The sequence below is a fragment of the Euzebyella marina genome, assembly GCF_014855515.1.
In the GTDB taxonomy this organism is placed as follows: Bacteria; Bacteroidota; Bacteroidia; order Flavobacteriales; family Flavobacteriaceae; genus Euzebyella; species Euzebyella marina.
Genome location: NZ_JACYFK010000001.1, coordinates 1,230,071 through 1,245,516, shown reverse-complemented (window position 1 = coordinate 1,245,516; position 15,446 = coordinate 1,230,071). Strand labels below are relative to the sequence as shown.

14 protein-coding genes are annotated in these 15,446 nt (G+C 40.1%); 5 read left to right on the top strand and 9 right to left on the bottom strand.

Translation table 11 applies throughout. The features are described from left to right. The first annotated feature begins 291 nt into the window (after window positions 1–291). Window positions 292–867, top strand: coding sequence for a 5-formyltetrahydrofolate cyclo-ligase (locus IL356_RS05000; protein ID WP_121850512.1), 576 nt, complete (start codon window positions 292–294; stop codon window positions 865–867). On the opposite strand, the gene IL356_RS04995 is transcribed toward IL356_RS05000, so the two are convergent. From IL356_RS04995 to ileS, 4 genes are all read right to left on the bottom strand, one after another. After that, window positions 846–1,511: a lipoprotein signal peptidase gene (locus IL356_RS04995; protein ID WP_121850513.1), complete on the bottom strand. Its 666-nt coding sequence runs from the start codon at window positions 1,509–1,511 to the stop codon at window positions 846–848. The two genes, IL356_RS05000 and IL356_RS04995, sit on opposite strands and share 22 nt — an antisense overlap. A gap of 37 nt (window positions 1,512–1,548) precedes the next feature. Next, window positions 1,549–2,169, bottom strand: coding sequence for a DUF4097 family beta strand repeat-containing protein (locus IL356_RS04990; RefSeq protein WP_121850830.1), 621 nt, complete (start codon window positions 2,167–2,169; stop codon window positions 1,549–1,551). A 67-nt stretch (window positions 2,170–2,236) separates the two neighbouring features. Beyond that, complete coding sequence (locus tag IL356_RS04985) at window positions 2,237–2,620, bottom strand: TraR/DksA family transcriptional regulator (protein ID WP_121850514.1); 384 nt, start codon at window positions 2,618–2,620, stop codon at window positions 2,237–2,239. 5 nt (window positions 2,621–2,625) lie between these two features. Further along, window positions 2,626–6,024 (bottom strand): isoleucine--tRNA ligase, encoded by a 3,399-nt coding sequence (gene ileS, locus IL356_RS04980; protein ID WP_121850515.1) that lies wholly within the window; start codon window positions 6,022–6,024, stop codon window positions 2,626–2,628. A gap of 235 nt (window positions 6,025–6,259) precedes the next feature. Here ileS and IL356_RS04975 point away from each other — a divergent pair, with 235 nt between their 5' ends. After that, window positions 6,260–6,592: a hypothetical protein gene (locus tag IL356_RS04975; RefSeq protein ID WP_121850516.1), complete on the top strand. Its 333-nt coding sequence runs from the start codon at window positions 6,260–6,262 to the stop codon at window positions 6,590–6,592. Between the two features lie 356 nt (window positions 6,593–6,948). Here the strand turns inward: IL356_RS04975 and IL356_RS04970 are convergent, their stop codons facing one another. From IL356_RS04970 to IL356_RS04955, 4 genes are all read right to left on the bottom strand, one after another. Continuing rightward, entirely contained in the window at window positions 6,949–9,360 is a 2,412-nt protein-coding gene (locus IL356_RS04970; RefSeq protein ID WP_121850517.1) for a TonB-dependent receptor plug domain-containing protein, read from the bottom strand. Between the two features lies 1 nt (window position 9,361). Then, a complete protein-coding gene (recO, locus tag IL356_RS04965) occupies window positions 9,362–10,081 on the bottom strand; it encodes a DNA repair protein RecO (protein ID WP_121850518.1) in 720 nt (239 codons plus the stop codon). 116 nt (window positions 10,082–10,197) lie between these two features. Continuing rightward, window positions 10,198–11,541, bottom strand: coding sequence for an NADP-specific glutamate dehydrogenase (gene gdhA, locus IL356_RS04960; RefSeq protein ID WP_121850519.1), 1,344 nt, complete (start codon window positions 11,539–11,541; stop codon window positions 10,198–10,200). Between the two features lie 127 nt (window positions 11,542–11,668). Next, window positions 11,669–12,823 carry a cystathionine gamma-synthase gene (locus tag IL356_RS04955; RefSeq protein ID WP_121850520.1) on the bottom strand — a complete coding sequence of 385 codons (1,155 nt, stop codon included), beginning with the start codon at window positions 12,821–12,823 and terminating at the stop codon, window positions 11,669–11,671. Between the two features lie 82 nt (window positions 12,824–12,905). On the opposite strand from IL356_RS04955, the gene IL356_RS04950 reads away from it, so the two are divergent. Then, a complete protein-coding gene (locus tag IL356_RS04950) occupies window positions 12,906–13,652 on the top strand; it encodes a DUF3298 and DUF4163 domain-containing protein (protein WP_121850521.1) in 747 nt (248 codons plus the stop codon). Here IL356_RS04950 and IL356_RS04945 read toward each other — a convergent pair whose 3' ends face one another. Continuing rightward, complete coding sequence (locus IL356_RS04945) at window positions 13,653–14,108, bottom strand: DinB family protein (RefSeq protein ID WP_121850522.1); 456 nt, start codon at window positions 14,106–14,108, stop codon at window positions 13,653–13,655. It abuts the gene before it with no gap. 86 nt (window positions 14,109–14,194) lie between these two features. Between IL356_RS04945 and IL356_RS04940 the strand changes: the two genes are divergently transcribed. Further along, the gene (locus tag IL356_RS04940; RefSeq protein WP_121850523.1) at window positions 14,195–14,548 is read left to right on the top strand and encodes an arsenate reductase family protein; all 354 of its coding nucleotides are present in this window, start codon (window positions 14,195–14,197) and stop codon (window positions 14,546–14,548) included. Continuing rightward, window positions 14,545–15,444, top strand: a complete 900-nt coding sequence (locus IL356_RS04935; protein WP_121850524.1) for a DMT family transporter — start codon at window positions 14,545–14,547, stop codon at window positions 15,442–15,444. Before IL356_RS04940 ends, IL356_RS04935 begins: the two co-directional genes overlap by 4 nt. Window positions 15,445–15,446 lie beyond the last annotated feature (2 nt).

The window sequence follows — 15,446 nt, the reverse complement described above, 5'->3', positions numbered from 1 at the left end:
TTTCATGAAAGGGCTCAAACCTGTTAATTTCTTGACCCTATCGGTTAGAAAAAGTTAAACTTGACCAAAAAAATGCATTTCATCGATAAAAAGTTGCACTTTATAGTGTATGTAAATTTATTTTTAACTAATTTTAAAGTATCAAAATCAATTACCAGCATGGATAAATATGTAATAACCCTAGGTCTTTACCTAATCTTGATGATTTCTTTCAAGATTTATTACCTTGTGAATGTAAAAGAATAAGGTAACCTAGACCCCCAAATACTACCTTAGTCTGATCATGAATCAATGCAAAAAAAAGATTTACGATCTCGCTATAACGCTTTAAGGAACAACTTATCGGACGATGCTCTAGTCAATTCTAGTCTGAGCATTGCTAATCGTGCACTTCAACTGCCTACTTCCGTTTGGAAATCCGATTACTATCACCTGTTCTTACCCATTGCGGAAAAAAAAGAAATTGATACTTCATTTCTTTTATCCATTCTGCAAGGAAAAGATAAACACGTTGTTTTGCCAAAAGTGGTTGACTCAGAAAATATGATTCATTTTCTGTTGACGGACAGTACCCGATTAAAAAAAAGCAAATGGAGCATTCCCGAGCCTGTTGATGGTATTGAGATAGCACCCAATAAGATTGATGTTGTTTTTGTTCCTTTACTGGCTTTTGATGGCCAAGGGCAACGGGTTGGTTATGGCAAAGGCTTTTACGACAGATTTCTTGCACAGTGCCGCAAAGACACAATAAAAATAGGTCTTTCACTATTTGAGGCAGAGGAAAGGATATCCGATTTTGAAGAAAGCGATATTCCTTTAGATTTTTGTGTTACCCCTAAGAAAGTTTACTCTTTTTCAGAAGTTTGAACCTCAACAGTGGCATCTTCCTCCTTTTCATCAATTTTAGAAAAGGCTTGCTTATTAAAGACGATTAAGATGCCGACCCCTGTACTAATGGCCATATCGGCGATATTAAACACTGGTTCGAAAAAACGGAAGTCTTTTCCGCCCAGACCGGGCACCCAATCTGGCCATGTAGTATCTATCATAGGGAAATAAAGCATATCTACTACCTTACCATAAAACAAGCTACCATAAGGCTCAGCGCTGAAAGCCGTTGCCACCTGCTGATAACTATCGTTAAAGACTACGCCGTAAAAAACAGAATCGATAATATTACCCAAAGCACCCGCAAAGATGAGCGACACGGCCAATATCAACACCTTTGAAGTTTGCTTTTTAATGGTATCAAATAACCAGTAACCAATACCAGCCACGGCAAAAAGCCTGAATACAGTAAGAATCAGCTTTCCGATAGGCTCGCTTACCGGAAGAAAGTCACTCAATTTTGCGCCCCAAGCCGCACCTGAATTCTCAATAAAAAGTATTTTAAACCAACTGAAAACCTCTATCGATTCACCAAGAACGAAATTCGTTTTGATATAAACTTTACTTATCTGATCAACTAGCAAGACCGCTATAATAAGTACTAGTGATTTTTTTAGGCCCATGGCTTAATAGTAGTTTGAAGTCGCAAAAGTAGGTATATTATTCGGTTTTCGTGATGTTGATATTACCCGTAATACTCGATAGATGGTATCGGTTGTCGGAAGCCGGCAATTCATCAGAATTCAATTTACCATATTTGGTTTCAGCATCTACAATCGCAGCAGTTGCCTGTACATAAATATTACCACTGTTCGTCATCACATCTACTTCTTCCTTAACATCGAGTAAGGTACAGCTACCATCATTTAATGTTGTTTTTAACAACTTATAGTCACCGCTAATCTCTACGTTACAGTTTCCTCCATCAATAGAAACATTCAAATACTGTGGAACGATCAACTTCAAACTGATTGAAACTACCTTATGCGCACTTAGTTTATCGTTGGGATTCTGAAAGAGAGGCTGAAACCCTGCACTGATAAAATAGGTATCACCGCTTTGATGTAGCTTGAGTGCTAAATCCTTTTTATACTCTCCATCAATAATTGCCTCTGCCATTACCTCATTTTCCTTTGATGTTACCAATGACAGCTCATAGCAATTGTTCACATCAATATGTATTGCACTGATGTGACTATCGACTATCGATTTCTTGACCACTTTTTGGGCCAATGCACAATTCGAACATAGAAATAATAAAAGTACTAGGTGCTTTAGCATATTCATATATACCAAAAGACCTACAAGAGAGTCTCTTGTAGGTCTATAATATTATAAACAGAATGGCTTACTTCTGCATGTTTTTGGCTTCAATACTCAAAGTAGCATGTGGCACCAATTTCAGTCTCTCTTTGGCAATGAGCTTACCTGTTACCCTACAAATACCATACGTCTTATTCTCTATACGCAAAATGGCATTCTTTAAATCTCTAATAAACTTCTCTTGCCTAATAGCCAATTGTGTATTAGCCTCTTTACTCATGGTCTCAGACCCTTCTTCAAAAGCCTTGAAGGTTGGTGAAGTATCATCGGTACCATTGTTACCGTCGTTCATGTAAGAACTTTTCAAAAGCTCTAAGTGGCTTTTGGCCTTTTCTATTTTTTCTTCTATCAATGCTTTGAACTCGGCCAAATCTTTGTCCGAATATCTAACTTTTAAATCCTGTGCCATTCTCTTTAATGTTTTTCAATAAATAATTTCGTGTTCACCTCATCGAAGGTAATTACGGTACCTTCATCTAGTTTCTCTTCAAAATCAAGCTCAGCGGTCAATGTTTCGGTCTTGATATAATTTAAGTTACTTTCAACCGCTTTTTCGACATGGCCATCTTTCAATATCTTGATGTCAATTCTGTCGGTAACTTCAAATCCCGAATCTTTTCTCAGGTTCTGAATACGGTTGACAAGTTCACGGGCTATACCCTCTCTTCTCAAATTATCGTTAATCGTTATGTCAAGGGCCACGGTCAATGGTCCTGCACTTGCAACTAACCAGCCTTCAATATCTTGAGAGCTTATTTCTACGTCTTGTAACTGTAATGTAACAATTTTATTATCAATTTCAAGTGATAATTCGCCCTCCTGCTCAATTTTCTGGATGTCTTTTTGTTCAAGCCCAGCAAATGCTTGGGCTATTTTCTTCATATCCTTACCGAACTTCGGACCCAAAACCTTAAAATTAGGTTTAATTTTTTTAATCAACACGCCGGAGGCATCATCTAAAAGCTCTATTTCCTTTACGTTTACTTCCGACTTGATCAAGTCTGCTACTGCACTGATTTCTTGGCGCTGCTTTTCGTCCAACACAGGTATCATAACTTTCTGCAAAGGTTGGCGTACCTTAATTTTCTCTTTTTGACGTATCGACAGAACCAATGAAGAAATAATCTGTGCCTTTTGCATCTTACTTTCCAAATCTTTGTTCACAAAGGCTTCATCATAAACAGGAAATTGCGATAAGTGAACACTTTCAAAATCTTCGGTCTTTGTAGTCGCGACTAAATCTTTATACAACCTGTCCATAAAAAACGGTGCCACAGGTGCGGACAGCTTGGCGACAGTTTCTAAACAAGTATACAAAGTTTGGTAAGCCGAGATTTTATCTTTTTGATATTCACCTTTCCAAAACCTTCTTCTGCACAAACGCACATACCAGTTACTTAGGTTTTCTTGCACGTAATCAGATATGGCCCTAGTAGCTCTTGTCGGTTCATAATCGGCATACGCTTCATCAACCGCCTTAATCAAACTATGAAGTTCAGAAAGGATCCAACGGTCTATTTCAGGGCGCTCCTCTAATGGAATATCTGCCTCCGAATAATCGAAAGAATCAATATTTGCGTAAAGTGCAAAGAATGAATACGTATTGTAAAGCGTACCGAAAAACTTACGCTTCACCTCAACAATACCATCGATATCAAATTTCAAATTATCCCATGGGTTCGCATTCGAAATCATATACCAGCGAGTGGCATCGGCCCCATGTTCGTTCATCGTATCGAATGGGTCTACGGCATTACCCAAACGTTTCGACATCTTCTTGCCATCCTTGTCCAAAACAAGTCCGTTAGAGACTACATTTTTATACGCTACCGAATCGAATACCATGGTAGCGATAGCATGCAAGGTATAGAACCAACCTCTTGTCTGGTCTACCCCTTCGGCAATAAAATCGGCTGGATAGGTAGTACCTTCATCAATCAGTTCTTTATTCTCAAAAGGATAGTGCCATTGGGCATAGGGCATTGATCCACTATCGAACCACACATCTATCAAGTCGCTTTCCCTTTTCATTGGTTTGCCGGAATCGGAAACCAAAGTGATGCCGTCAACAATATTTTTATGAAGGTCTATTTTCTCATAGTTCTCGTCTGACATGTCACCAACCGTGAAAGATTCGAATATATCTTTCTGCATCAAACCTTGACCTACAGCCTTTGCCATTTCTTCTTTCAACTCCGCCACCGAACCGATTATTTTGGCCTCTCGGCCGTCTTCAGTTCTCCATATAGGCAATGGTATGCCCCAATACCTGGATCGACTAAGGTTCCAGTCGTTGGCATTGGCCAACCAATTACCAAAGCGACCGTCACCAGTAGATTTCGGTTTCCAATTGATTGTTTGATTAAGCTCAAACATTCTTTCTTTTACATCGGTAATCTTAATGAACCACGAATCTAATGGGTAATATAAAATAGGCTTATCGGTTCTCCAACAATTGGGGTAGCTGTGAACGTATTTCTCAACCTTAAACGCTTTGTTCTCCTCTTTTAAACGAATAGCAATTTCAACATCGACCGATTTTTCGGGCTCTTCACCTAAATCGTAATATTCGTTTTTCACATATTTACCGCCAAGCTCTTTCAACTCAGGTCTAAACTTACCTTGTAAATCGACCAAAGGAACAGGATTGTTGTTTTCGTCGAGCACTAACAAAGGTGGAACTTCAGGCTCTGCCTGTTTGGCAACCAAGGCATCGTCTGCACCAAAGGTAGGCGCCGTGTGAACTATACCTGTACCATCTTCAGTGGTTACAAAATCACCTGCTATTACCCGAAATGCATTTTCAGGGTTTTGATAAGGAAGTGCATAGTCAAGAAGCTGCTCGTATTTTATACCCACTAAATCTTCACCCCTAAACTCTTTGACCACATAAAAAGGAATCTTTTTATCTCCTGACTTGTATTCAATCAATTCGGGTTTTGAAGCAACCTCAAAATACTTTCCGGCAAATTGTTTGGCGACCAATTTTTTGGCCACTACCACGTTCATTGGCTCAAAGGTGTACTGATTATAGGTTTCGACCAAAACATAATCTATTTTAGGCCCTACGGTCAATGCGGTATTCGAAGGCAAGGTCCATGGTGTGGTCGTCCATGCCAAGAAAAAGATGTCTCCCTCGTCTTGCAAAAAAGAAGGCAAGGTCGATTCTACAGCCTTAAATTGCGCAACAACTGTAGTATCGGTAACATCTTGATAAGTACCCGGCTGATTCAGCTCGTGCGAACTTAGCCCAGTACCGGCCTTGGGAGAATACGGCTGAATGGTGTAACCCTTATAAATAAGATCTTTGTTATAAATCTGTTTTAGAAGCCACCAAACAGACTCCATATATTTAGATTTATAGGTAATATACGGGTCGTTCATATCGACCCAATAACCTACTTGTTCGGTCATACGGTTCCATACGTCTGTATAGCGCATGACCGCCTTTTTACAGGCCGCATTGTACTCCTCAACCGATATTTTTTTACCGATATCTTCTTTGGTGATGCCCAATTCTTTTTCAACACCCAACTCAATAGGCAGACCGTGGGTATCCCAACCCGCTTTACGTTTCACCTGAAAACCTTTCATGGTCTTGTAGCGCGGAAAAATATCTTTGATTGTTCGGGCCATTACATGGTGAATACCGGGCATTCCGTTTGCAGAAGGCGGCCCTTCATAAAACACATAACTTGGTTTACCTTCCCTTGTAGAAATACTCTTTTCGAATATTCCTTCTTTCTTCCAGTAATCAAGTATCTCTTCTGCGACCTTTGGCAGGTCTAATCCTTTGTATTCCGCAAACTTCATAAAAGCCTTTCTTCTGAGCGAACTATCTTGAGTTCTATTATTTTAAGGCAGCAAAATTAGGCATTTTTAAGTAATTATCAGTCCCCAAACACAAATCTGAACGCTTGATATCAACAGGTTACTCTTAAAAAATAAAAAGCTTAACCAGCATGATGGCATTTGTTAAAAAAAGGCATCCAAACCAGAGCATCAACCGTATATCTTTTAACTAGTAACTAACATAAATACAAACAAAATGAAAAGAATCGTTTTAAGTTCAATTTTGGCACTTGCCCTATCTACCACAGTGGTTTCTTGCAGAGATGCAGAGGAAAAAGCAAAAAGCGCTGCCGAGCAGGCCAGCGAAGCTATGGAACAAGCTGGAGATGACATAAAAGAAGCTAGTGACAAAGCTATGGACGAAGTTAAGGAAGCCGGTAAAACGATGAAAGAAATTGGCGAAGACGCAGCTGACAAGGCGAAGAAAGCCGGGGAGAACATCAAAGATGGTGCAAGCAAAGCCGCCAATGACGTTAAAAATGCCGCCAATGATGCGGCCGATGAAATTGAAGAGGAGGTAGAAAACTAAAATTACAGCCTTATTTTACAATCTCTAAAGACCCTTTTTTTAAAGGGTCTTTTTTTATGCATCTATTATTTTTTCAAACAGCACATGGCGTTTTATCGAAGAAAACGTACCGGTCATATTTTTCACCACAAGACTGCGCCCATTCACAACAATATTTTCGAAAACAGGTAAACAAGCCCTAGTTTTACATTGTAATTAAGTGATAGAGTTGACCCCAAATCGCCCCTTGAACTTGACCGAAAAATTGATTCCGAACCCAAATCGGAATTCATACCTACAAAAAGCTTAACCCAAACTCGACCAAACCTACTTGATAAAACCACCCTCTGCAAAGAGGGTTTTTTTATGCTTTTTATTTAGAAGGAATACCCAAGACCCAAAACAAGATTTGTTCCTGCGGCTACCACCCCCGAGCTATAGGGTCTGTATCGTTGCCCCGTAATATTTTCTACGCTCATAGAAGCCTTCAACTCTTGTGTAAATGCATACTGCGACCTAAAATTCAAGGTATGCCAAGATGGTGAGTAAGGGTTTCCCTCATGATCAACGGCATAGATATACTCTTTACTTCGTTCTGAAGCCGCCAAATTGTCGTAAGAAATTCGACCATTGTAATTTAAAAAAACATCGGCCTTTAACCTTTGGTTCTTCCAGATCAAATGAAAATCGCCGAATGCCGGGGCTACATGCCTTCCGGGCGAGTCGCTACCATCTTCCTCTTCTTCTAAACCTTCGGTTAATGTTAAGTTTGAAACGATTGAAAAGTTGTTGGCAAGAAAAGCCTCCAATCCTACTTCCAATCCATAAACATAAGCTTTTGCAGCATTTTGAATGGCCAGAACCTGGCTGAGCTCACCTTTATAGTCTATCTGGCTTTGACCACCAAATTGAAACTCTCTTCGCACCAAAGCGTCGACCAGATAAGTATAATAAGCAGCCCCTCTGAGCATAAGCTTATCATTAAAATTTTTATGCGCCCCTAACTCTATATTGTACGCATATTCAGGTTCAAGGTCAGGGTTCGGCACTACCACCGCACCAGGCTCGGAGTCAAATATTTTACCTACATCATTAATATTGGGTGCCCTAAAACCAGTGGATCCATTAAGAGTGATTTGCAAATCGGTTTTAGGAAACCAGCTGAAACCAACACTTCCTGTCAAAGCGCCGTTGTTAAGATTGGCATCGTCAAAAGGAAAGGGATAAAAGGTCTTGTCAAATATAGCATCTATCCACACATGACTATATCGAAGACCGGAAAGTAGTGTGAAGTTAGGCTTGGCCTTGTACTCAGCATTCATATAACCTGCCAAGGTCTGCCATGTTGAACCATCAGGGTATCTAGTGGCCGATTCAGAAGTTTCATTGGTTATGATATTCAATTCACTGCCTATCGAACCTATCTTATTGTAAACATATTCCCCTCCATAATAAAGCCTTAAGTTTCCGATACGTTTATTCTCGAAATCGATATTGGTAGAAATGGCATCTACCTTTTCTTGGGTCGTATATCTAATGGCATCATTGAAACCTCTATCATTTCTGCTTTCCTCAAAAAATTGATAGGCAGCCGTAATTTTAAGACCATCATAAAAGATACCTCTACCCCTTTGTTTTGCCTGAAGATTGCCCAATAACCATTTTTGCGGACCATAAAACCATTCGGCAGACCGCAAACCATTGTTTTGACTATTCGGTCGAATCAATCTATCGTATCTAGAGTAGTCGGTAGTTTCTGAATAATGAAGGCCAAGATTGTACGACCAATTATTGTTCGGGGAAAAAAGAACTTTTTGCATTAGGTTGATTTGGTCATAGCCTGTGGGCAACTGCTTTCTTGGGTTTTCATTCAAGACCTTATAATCTTCTTCACCCCTAGATTCCACATAGTAATTACGAAGATATGATTGCGGACCATGCTTACCCATTACCAAATCACCAAAATTGTTATAGGTCGCACTGGTTAAAAATCCCCACTTTTTTTTCGCCAGATTGATGTCGGCATGAACAGTATTTTCCATATTGGCAGATGAAAATCGGTAAGCTGCCTCACCGGAAATCTCAAGGCTGTCAGTAGTGGCCAGTTGTGGATTTTGTGTATAAAAGTTCATGACCCCTCCCATAGCATCACTACCATATATCACGGACCCTGGGCCAAAAATAATTTCGGTATTCTTGATGGTAAAAGGGTCAATAGAAATAACATTCTGTAAGTTTCCACCCCTAAAAATGGCATTGTTCATTCGCACACCGTCAACAGAAATCAACAATCTATTGGTGGCAAAACCCCGAATCATGGGGCTACCGCCCCCTAATTGGCTTTTCTGAACAAAAACCTTTCCTGTATTGGCCAATAAATCGGCCGATGTTTGCGGGTTGGTGAAACGTACTTCTTTGGCACCTACAACTTCAATTTTGTTGGGCACATCTTTTTTCTGTTGCTCCCATTTCGATACCGACATGACTACTTCATCTAGTTGTTCGGCTTTCATTAACATATAGAGTCGGTTGTTCTGCTTCCAGATTTGAGATCGGCTACTTCTTCGTATCTGATAGCTCAAATGTTTGAACATTATGCGTTCGGTAGGAGAAAAAAGACTTAAATCGGCCATACCATCGATATCTGAAATGATCGTTTTCGACCGATCTAGATTGTAGATGGCTACATTTGAAATGGGGTCTCCGGTATCTGCGTCCAAAATTTTGATTTGTTGAGCGCTTAGTACCTGAAACACCATAAAGAATAAGATTGGTAAAATCTTGTTCATGTCAACTAAAGACTTCGTTCAACACAGCAAGAGACCTTGGCTTACGAAACCCTTGTAAATGAAGTTCGTAATATGAAACAAGTGAATTCAAGAGTTCTTGGCGGTTTTTTTTGTTCATTTTGATGCTTTTTATACCATCAAAATTTATGCCCAAGAAGGTCTTAAAGAAATCAAGATTGGTATCGGCCAGCATTGGGTTCAAAGATGGGGTATCGGTAAACTCTCCTTCCAACAAATCAAAATAAGAAGCATCAATATTATCTGCATCAGGATAAAAACCAAGATACTTGGTCAATCTCAACAACAGAAAAATATGAAAGTTGGCTATACTATCATGGGTGTCGAACCATTGCAACGATGCTTCTAAAAACTCGAATAGCGAAGGGTTGGCCTCTTCTTCATGTATACTGTTCGATAGCATTTCGGCCAAGAACAAAGTCATAGCGTTTTTCGCTATATCGGCATGCAGAGTTTGATAGTGATAACTCACTTTAGTCTCGCGAATACTTTCTAAAGTGCCTTTATTTTTATGGTATGCAATAATTTCGAGTTGTGTCAAAGGTTGAAAGTAAGCCGCCTTTACCTTTCCCTTTTTAGAGGCAAGAACTCCCTTTAGCAAATACGACTTTAAACCTTCGGAGGCAGTAAAAGCCTTGACGATTAAACTTGTATCGCCGTATTTGAGTGCCGATAAAACTATGGCCTTGGTGCGAACCTGCATTTAAAGTGGAATTATCGCAAATATAAGTTTTGCAGTGCAATAGAAAACAAAAATCGGGAAACAGAGTTGTTCGCTCCGCTTCCCGATTCGCTAAATCAAATAACAAAACAAAGGTTTTAGATAACCCCCTGTGCCAACATAGCGTCGGCCACTTTTACGAAGCCCGCAATATTGGCTCCTTTAACGTAGTTGCAAAACCCGTTTTCTTCCATTCCGTACTCAATACATGAGTCGTGAATATCTTCCATTATATCTTTTAATCGCTCGTCTACCTCTTCCCTTGTCCAACTGATTCGCAGAGAGTTCTGAGACATTTCCAACCCGGAAGTGGCCACACCACCTGCATTGGAGGCTTTACCGGGAGCAAACAATATCTTGGCATCATGAAATGCATGAACAGCCTCTGCCGTACATGGCATATTGGCGCCTTCGGCTACACATTTACATCCGTTTTTCAACAGAACCTTCGCATCATCAACATCAAGCTCATTTTGAGTTGCACAGGGCAAGGCAATGTCACAAGCTACTTCCCATGGCGTTTTTCCCTTATGGTACTCGGCTCCTTTGAACTTATCTGCGTATTCAGAAATTCTTCCTCTTCTATTATTCTTTAAATCCATAACAAAGTCAAGCTTTTCTTTATCAAGCCCCTCTTTATCATAGATATAACCACTTGAGTCGGATAGGGTAATAACTTTACCGCCCAACTGAAGAACTTTTTCCGCCGCGTATTGTGCCACATTACCCGAACCGGAGATAACGACTGTTTTACCTTCAAAACTCTCGTCTTTGGTCTTCATCATATTTTCGGCAAAGTATACCGTACCATAACCTGTGGCTTCCGGACGTATTTTCGAACCTCCCCAGGAAAGACCCTTTCCAGTAAGAACCCCCGTAAACTCATTTCTAATTTTCTTGTACATGCCAAAAAGGAAACCGATTTCACGAGAACCTACACCAATATCACCAGCAGGAACGTCTGTATTCGGACCAATATGGCGACATAGTTCGGTCATGAACGCGTGACAGAAACGCATCACCTCATCATCTGATTTTCCTTTAGGATCAAAATCAGAACCTCCTTTTCCACCTCCCATCGGCAGTGTGGTAAGGCTGTTCTTAAAAACTTGTTCAAACGCCAAAAATTTGAGGATACTGGCATTTACCGTTGGGTGAAATCGCAAACCTCCTTTGTAAGGCCCTATCGCAGAATTCATTTGAATTCTATAACCACGGTTCACATGTATCTCGCCAGAATCGTCGACCCATGCCACCCTAAAAGAAATCAATCTTTCAGGCTCGACCATTCTAAGTAGAATGTTCTTACCATTATAGATTTCGTGCTGGGCGATATAAGGTATGACCGTTTCGGCAACTTCTTGTACCGCTTGAATGAATTCTGGTTCATGGCCATTACGGGCCTTCACCTCATCCATAAATGCTTTTATTTTTGCTTCCATATATTTTAAAAGATATATAATTGACCTGCCTTAATTCGAGGTCGAATTGTTGAATTTAAAATTTAACGGCAAAATTATACTATTTATATAATTTAACTATTATTTTTTTATTAATTCAATAAACCTGCTATTCGATAGCTTGGTTTAGGTCGGCAATAAGGTCGTTGACATCTTCGATTCCGACACTTAAACGAATAAGGGCGTCGACTACACCGCTCTTTTCACGCTCTTCTTTGGGTATACTCGCATGGGTCATGCTTGCCGGATGACCGGCCAAACTCTCTACACCGCCCAACGATTCGGCCAAAGTAAAAACCTTTAGATTGCTAACGATTTTCAGTGCATCTTCATAGTTATTTCCTTTGGTGACAAATGAAATCATTCCGCCGAAGCCTTGCATTTGTTCTTTTGCTATCTGGTGATTGGGATGGTTTTCAAAACCGGGCCAAAAAACTTTTTCAATCTTTGAATGGCTTCTCAAGAAATTCGCGATGGCCTCACCATTTTCACAATGCCGCTGCATTCTTACATGTAACGTTTTGATACCCCTTAGAACCAAAAAGCTATCCATCGGTCCGCAAACGGCACCACTGGCATTTTGAATGAAATATAGCTCATCTGCCAGTGCTTTGTCATTCACTACTAAAGCTCCGGCTACTACATCGCTATGGCCACCCAAATATTTGGTGGCCGAATGCATGACCAAATCGGCACCCAAATCTAAGGGTGTTTGTAGATAGGGGGTGGCAAAAGTATTATCTACTGCCAAAAGTATACGGTTCTTTTTAGCAATTTTGGCCACCCTTTTTATATCGATAATATTCATCATTGGGTTGGTCGGTGTCTCAACCCATATCAGTTTCGTTTTTGGGGTAATGGCCGCCTCAATATTCAAGACATCTTGCATGCCTACAAAATGAAAAGTGATACCGTATTTTTCGAACACTTTTTTAAACAACCTATAACTACCCCCGTAGAGATCGTTGGTAGAGATGACTTCATCTCCTGGTTTTAGAAGTTTTATAACGGCATCCATCGCTGCCAAACCACTTGCAAAGGCAAGACCATAGTTACCGTTTTCGATACTTGCCAATGAATTTTCAAGAGCACTTCTTGTAGGGTTTCCGCTACGCGAATACTCATAGCCTTGATGACCGCCCGGGTGCGACTGCGCAAAGGTCGAAGTCTGATATATTGGTGGCATTACCGCGCCATAAGCCTTGTCAGGCTTTTGTCCTCCGTGAATGGTGCGGCTGTTGAACTTTAAACTATTTTCATCCATTTTAAATAATTTACCCTACAAATGTATCGTTATCTTTGCTAGCATACAATCTGCCTGCCTTGTAGGCCATTTCTTAACAGCTATGAAAAGAACCCAAATCGCCATCCTTTTATTCACTTTTTTATTTATCGCTTGCCAAGAAGAAAGAACCCTTGTTTTTGAAGCGCTGATTTTAGATGAAACCCGATGCTCGGAGTGTCCGGAAGTTGTTATTAACATTCCGAAGGCTGTTGAGAAGTCTAAGGTGGGTGAAACCATCAATAATAGCATTCAAGAGGAAATTATCGAAATCTTGAACTATGACGATGAAAATGACGCCACTACCATAAAGGATGCGGTAAAGACTTTCAGCCAAGGTTATTGGGACCTAAAAAAACTTTACCCCGAAGAAACCACGGTGTGGGAGGCCACTATCGACGGTCTGGTTACTTTTGAAGACGATTCTATCATAACCATTGAACTCAACACTTATCTATTCACTGGCGGTGCCCACGGATATAGCTCAAAAAGATACCTGAACTTTGACAAATCGAACGGGGTCGAGCTTGAAAACTGGCAGCTTTTTCAAGACCGAAAGAACTTTGAGAGTTTTGCCGAACAAAAGTTTAGAGACCAAGAACAAATACCTTCCGAAGAACCCATTAACAGCACTGGCTTAATGTTCGACAGGGATAAGTTTTACCTGCCCGAGAATATTGGCTTCACCACCGAAGGCATTAAACTACATTATAACCCTTATGAAGTCGCCTCTTATGCAGACGGCCCTATTGAGGTAACACTTCCATTTAAAGAAGTAGAGCCTTTCTTGACCAAGCGCACCAAATCTTAACTACAGTAATTTTTGAAGTGCCAATATCGCTCCGCGGTGTAAACCTTCGTGAAATAAATTAAAAGCCAGGGCATCGTCAATATTGTTCAGGGTCACATTTACGCTGGTCGTATACGAATTGTAACTTTCAAAAAGTCCGTTTTCATAATCTTCTTCCAACCATTCTATGGTAGAGATTAAAAAAGCCCCAACTTCTTTTATTTCTTCGTCGGTAGCCTTTCCATCAGGCACTGTACCTTTTTTGAACTTATCAACCAATGCTTCTGGAATTCTCATTTGAAGTCCACTCAGTTTATAGGCCAAGAGCTGCTGTGTCACGACTACATGGGCTATATTCCACCAAATATTATTACGAAAGCCCTCCGGAATTTTCAATAATTTCTCTTTCGGAGTTTCGGTTAAAATCTTATATAAATGTTTTCTGTTCTCCAGAGTAGGGTGTAGTATATTTTTCAAGGTGTGCTGAATTTAAAGTACGCCGTAAAAATAGCACAATTGCATAGAATTAGGTTTCTTTGTGGTCGTAATATGAGCATAGAGAAATGAAGAAAATTTACCATTTAAGCACCTGCGACACTTGTAAACGTATTTTAAAAGAATTGCAACCTCTTGACCAAGTAGGACTTCAAGATATTAAAAACGAATCGATTACCGATAGTCAACTTGAGCAAATGCATGAACTTGCAGGCACATATGAATCTCTGTTCAGTAAAAGAGCCCGGTTATATCGAGAAAAGGGCCTACACGAAAAACAATTAAGCGAATCGGATTATAAAAATCTAATTCTTGAGCATTACACCTTTCTTAAAAGACCTGTAATTCTAATAGACAATCAAATTTTTATTGGCAATAGTAAGAAAACGGTGGCCTCGGCCAAAGAAGCATTGCATTCTTGAGCAAAAGAACGTTAGCCATATTGGCCGCTATTGGGGCAACTACCATCTATGGACTTAACCACACCATAGCCAAAGGTATAATGCCCCACTATATGGGTGCTTATGCGTTGGTAGAGCTTAGGGTTATCGGTGCCGCCTTTTTATTCTGGTGTATGTCTTTTTTGGGGCCAAAAGAAAAAATAGAGAAGAAAGATTTTTTGCGTCTTTTCATTTGCGCCCTTTTAGGTATGGGCTTTAACATGTTAGTCTTTTTTAAAGGATTATCGCTATCAACGCCCATTAACAGTGCCGTTCTTATCACGACTACACCAATTATCGTGGTTTTACTTTCTGCTATTTTGATCAAAGAAAAAGTACTTCCTCTTAAAATAGTGGGAATCGCTATCGGTTTCTTAGGAGCATTGGGACTCATTCTACTTAGTTCTGAGACCAGACAGGATGCACCCAATATACCATTTGGCAATTTTTTGATTTTAATGAACTCCATCTTATACGGGTCTTATCTTATTACGGCCAAAACCCTCATAGAAAAATACCATCCGTTCACTTTTATGAAATGGCTTTTCTTCTTGGGTATTTTTATCTGCCTCCCGTTTGGCTACGAAGAACTGGCAACCACAGACTGGAGCGCCCTTAATTTCGATGCGGTCTGGAGAATAGGCTTTGTAATCATTGGTACTACTTTTTGCACCTATCTTTTTAACATTTTTGCATTGACGCAATTGAAAGCCTCAACCGTGAGCGCCTTTGTTTATGTGCAGCCACTGATAGGCATTCTTTTTGCATTAATTACAGGTCAAGACAGGCTAACTACGGTGAAAATTGTAGCGGCATGTTTTGTGTTTGTAGGGGTCTACCTAGCAAGTAAGAAGCCCAAGAGAATAGTAGAACACTAATC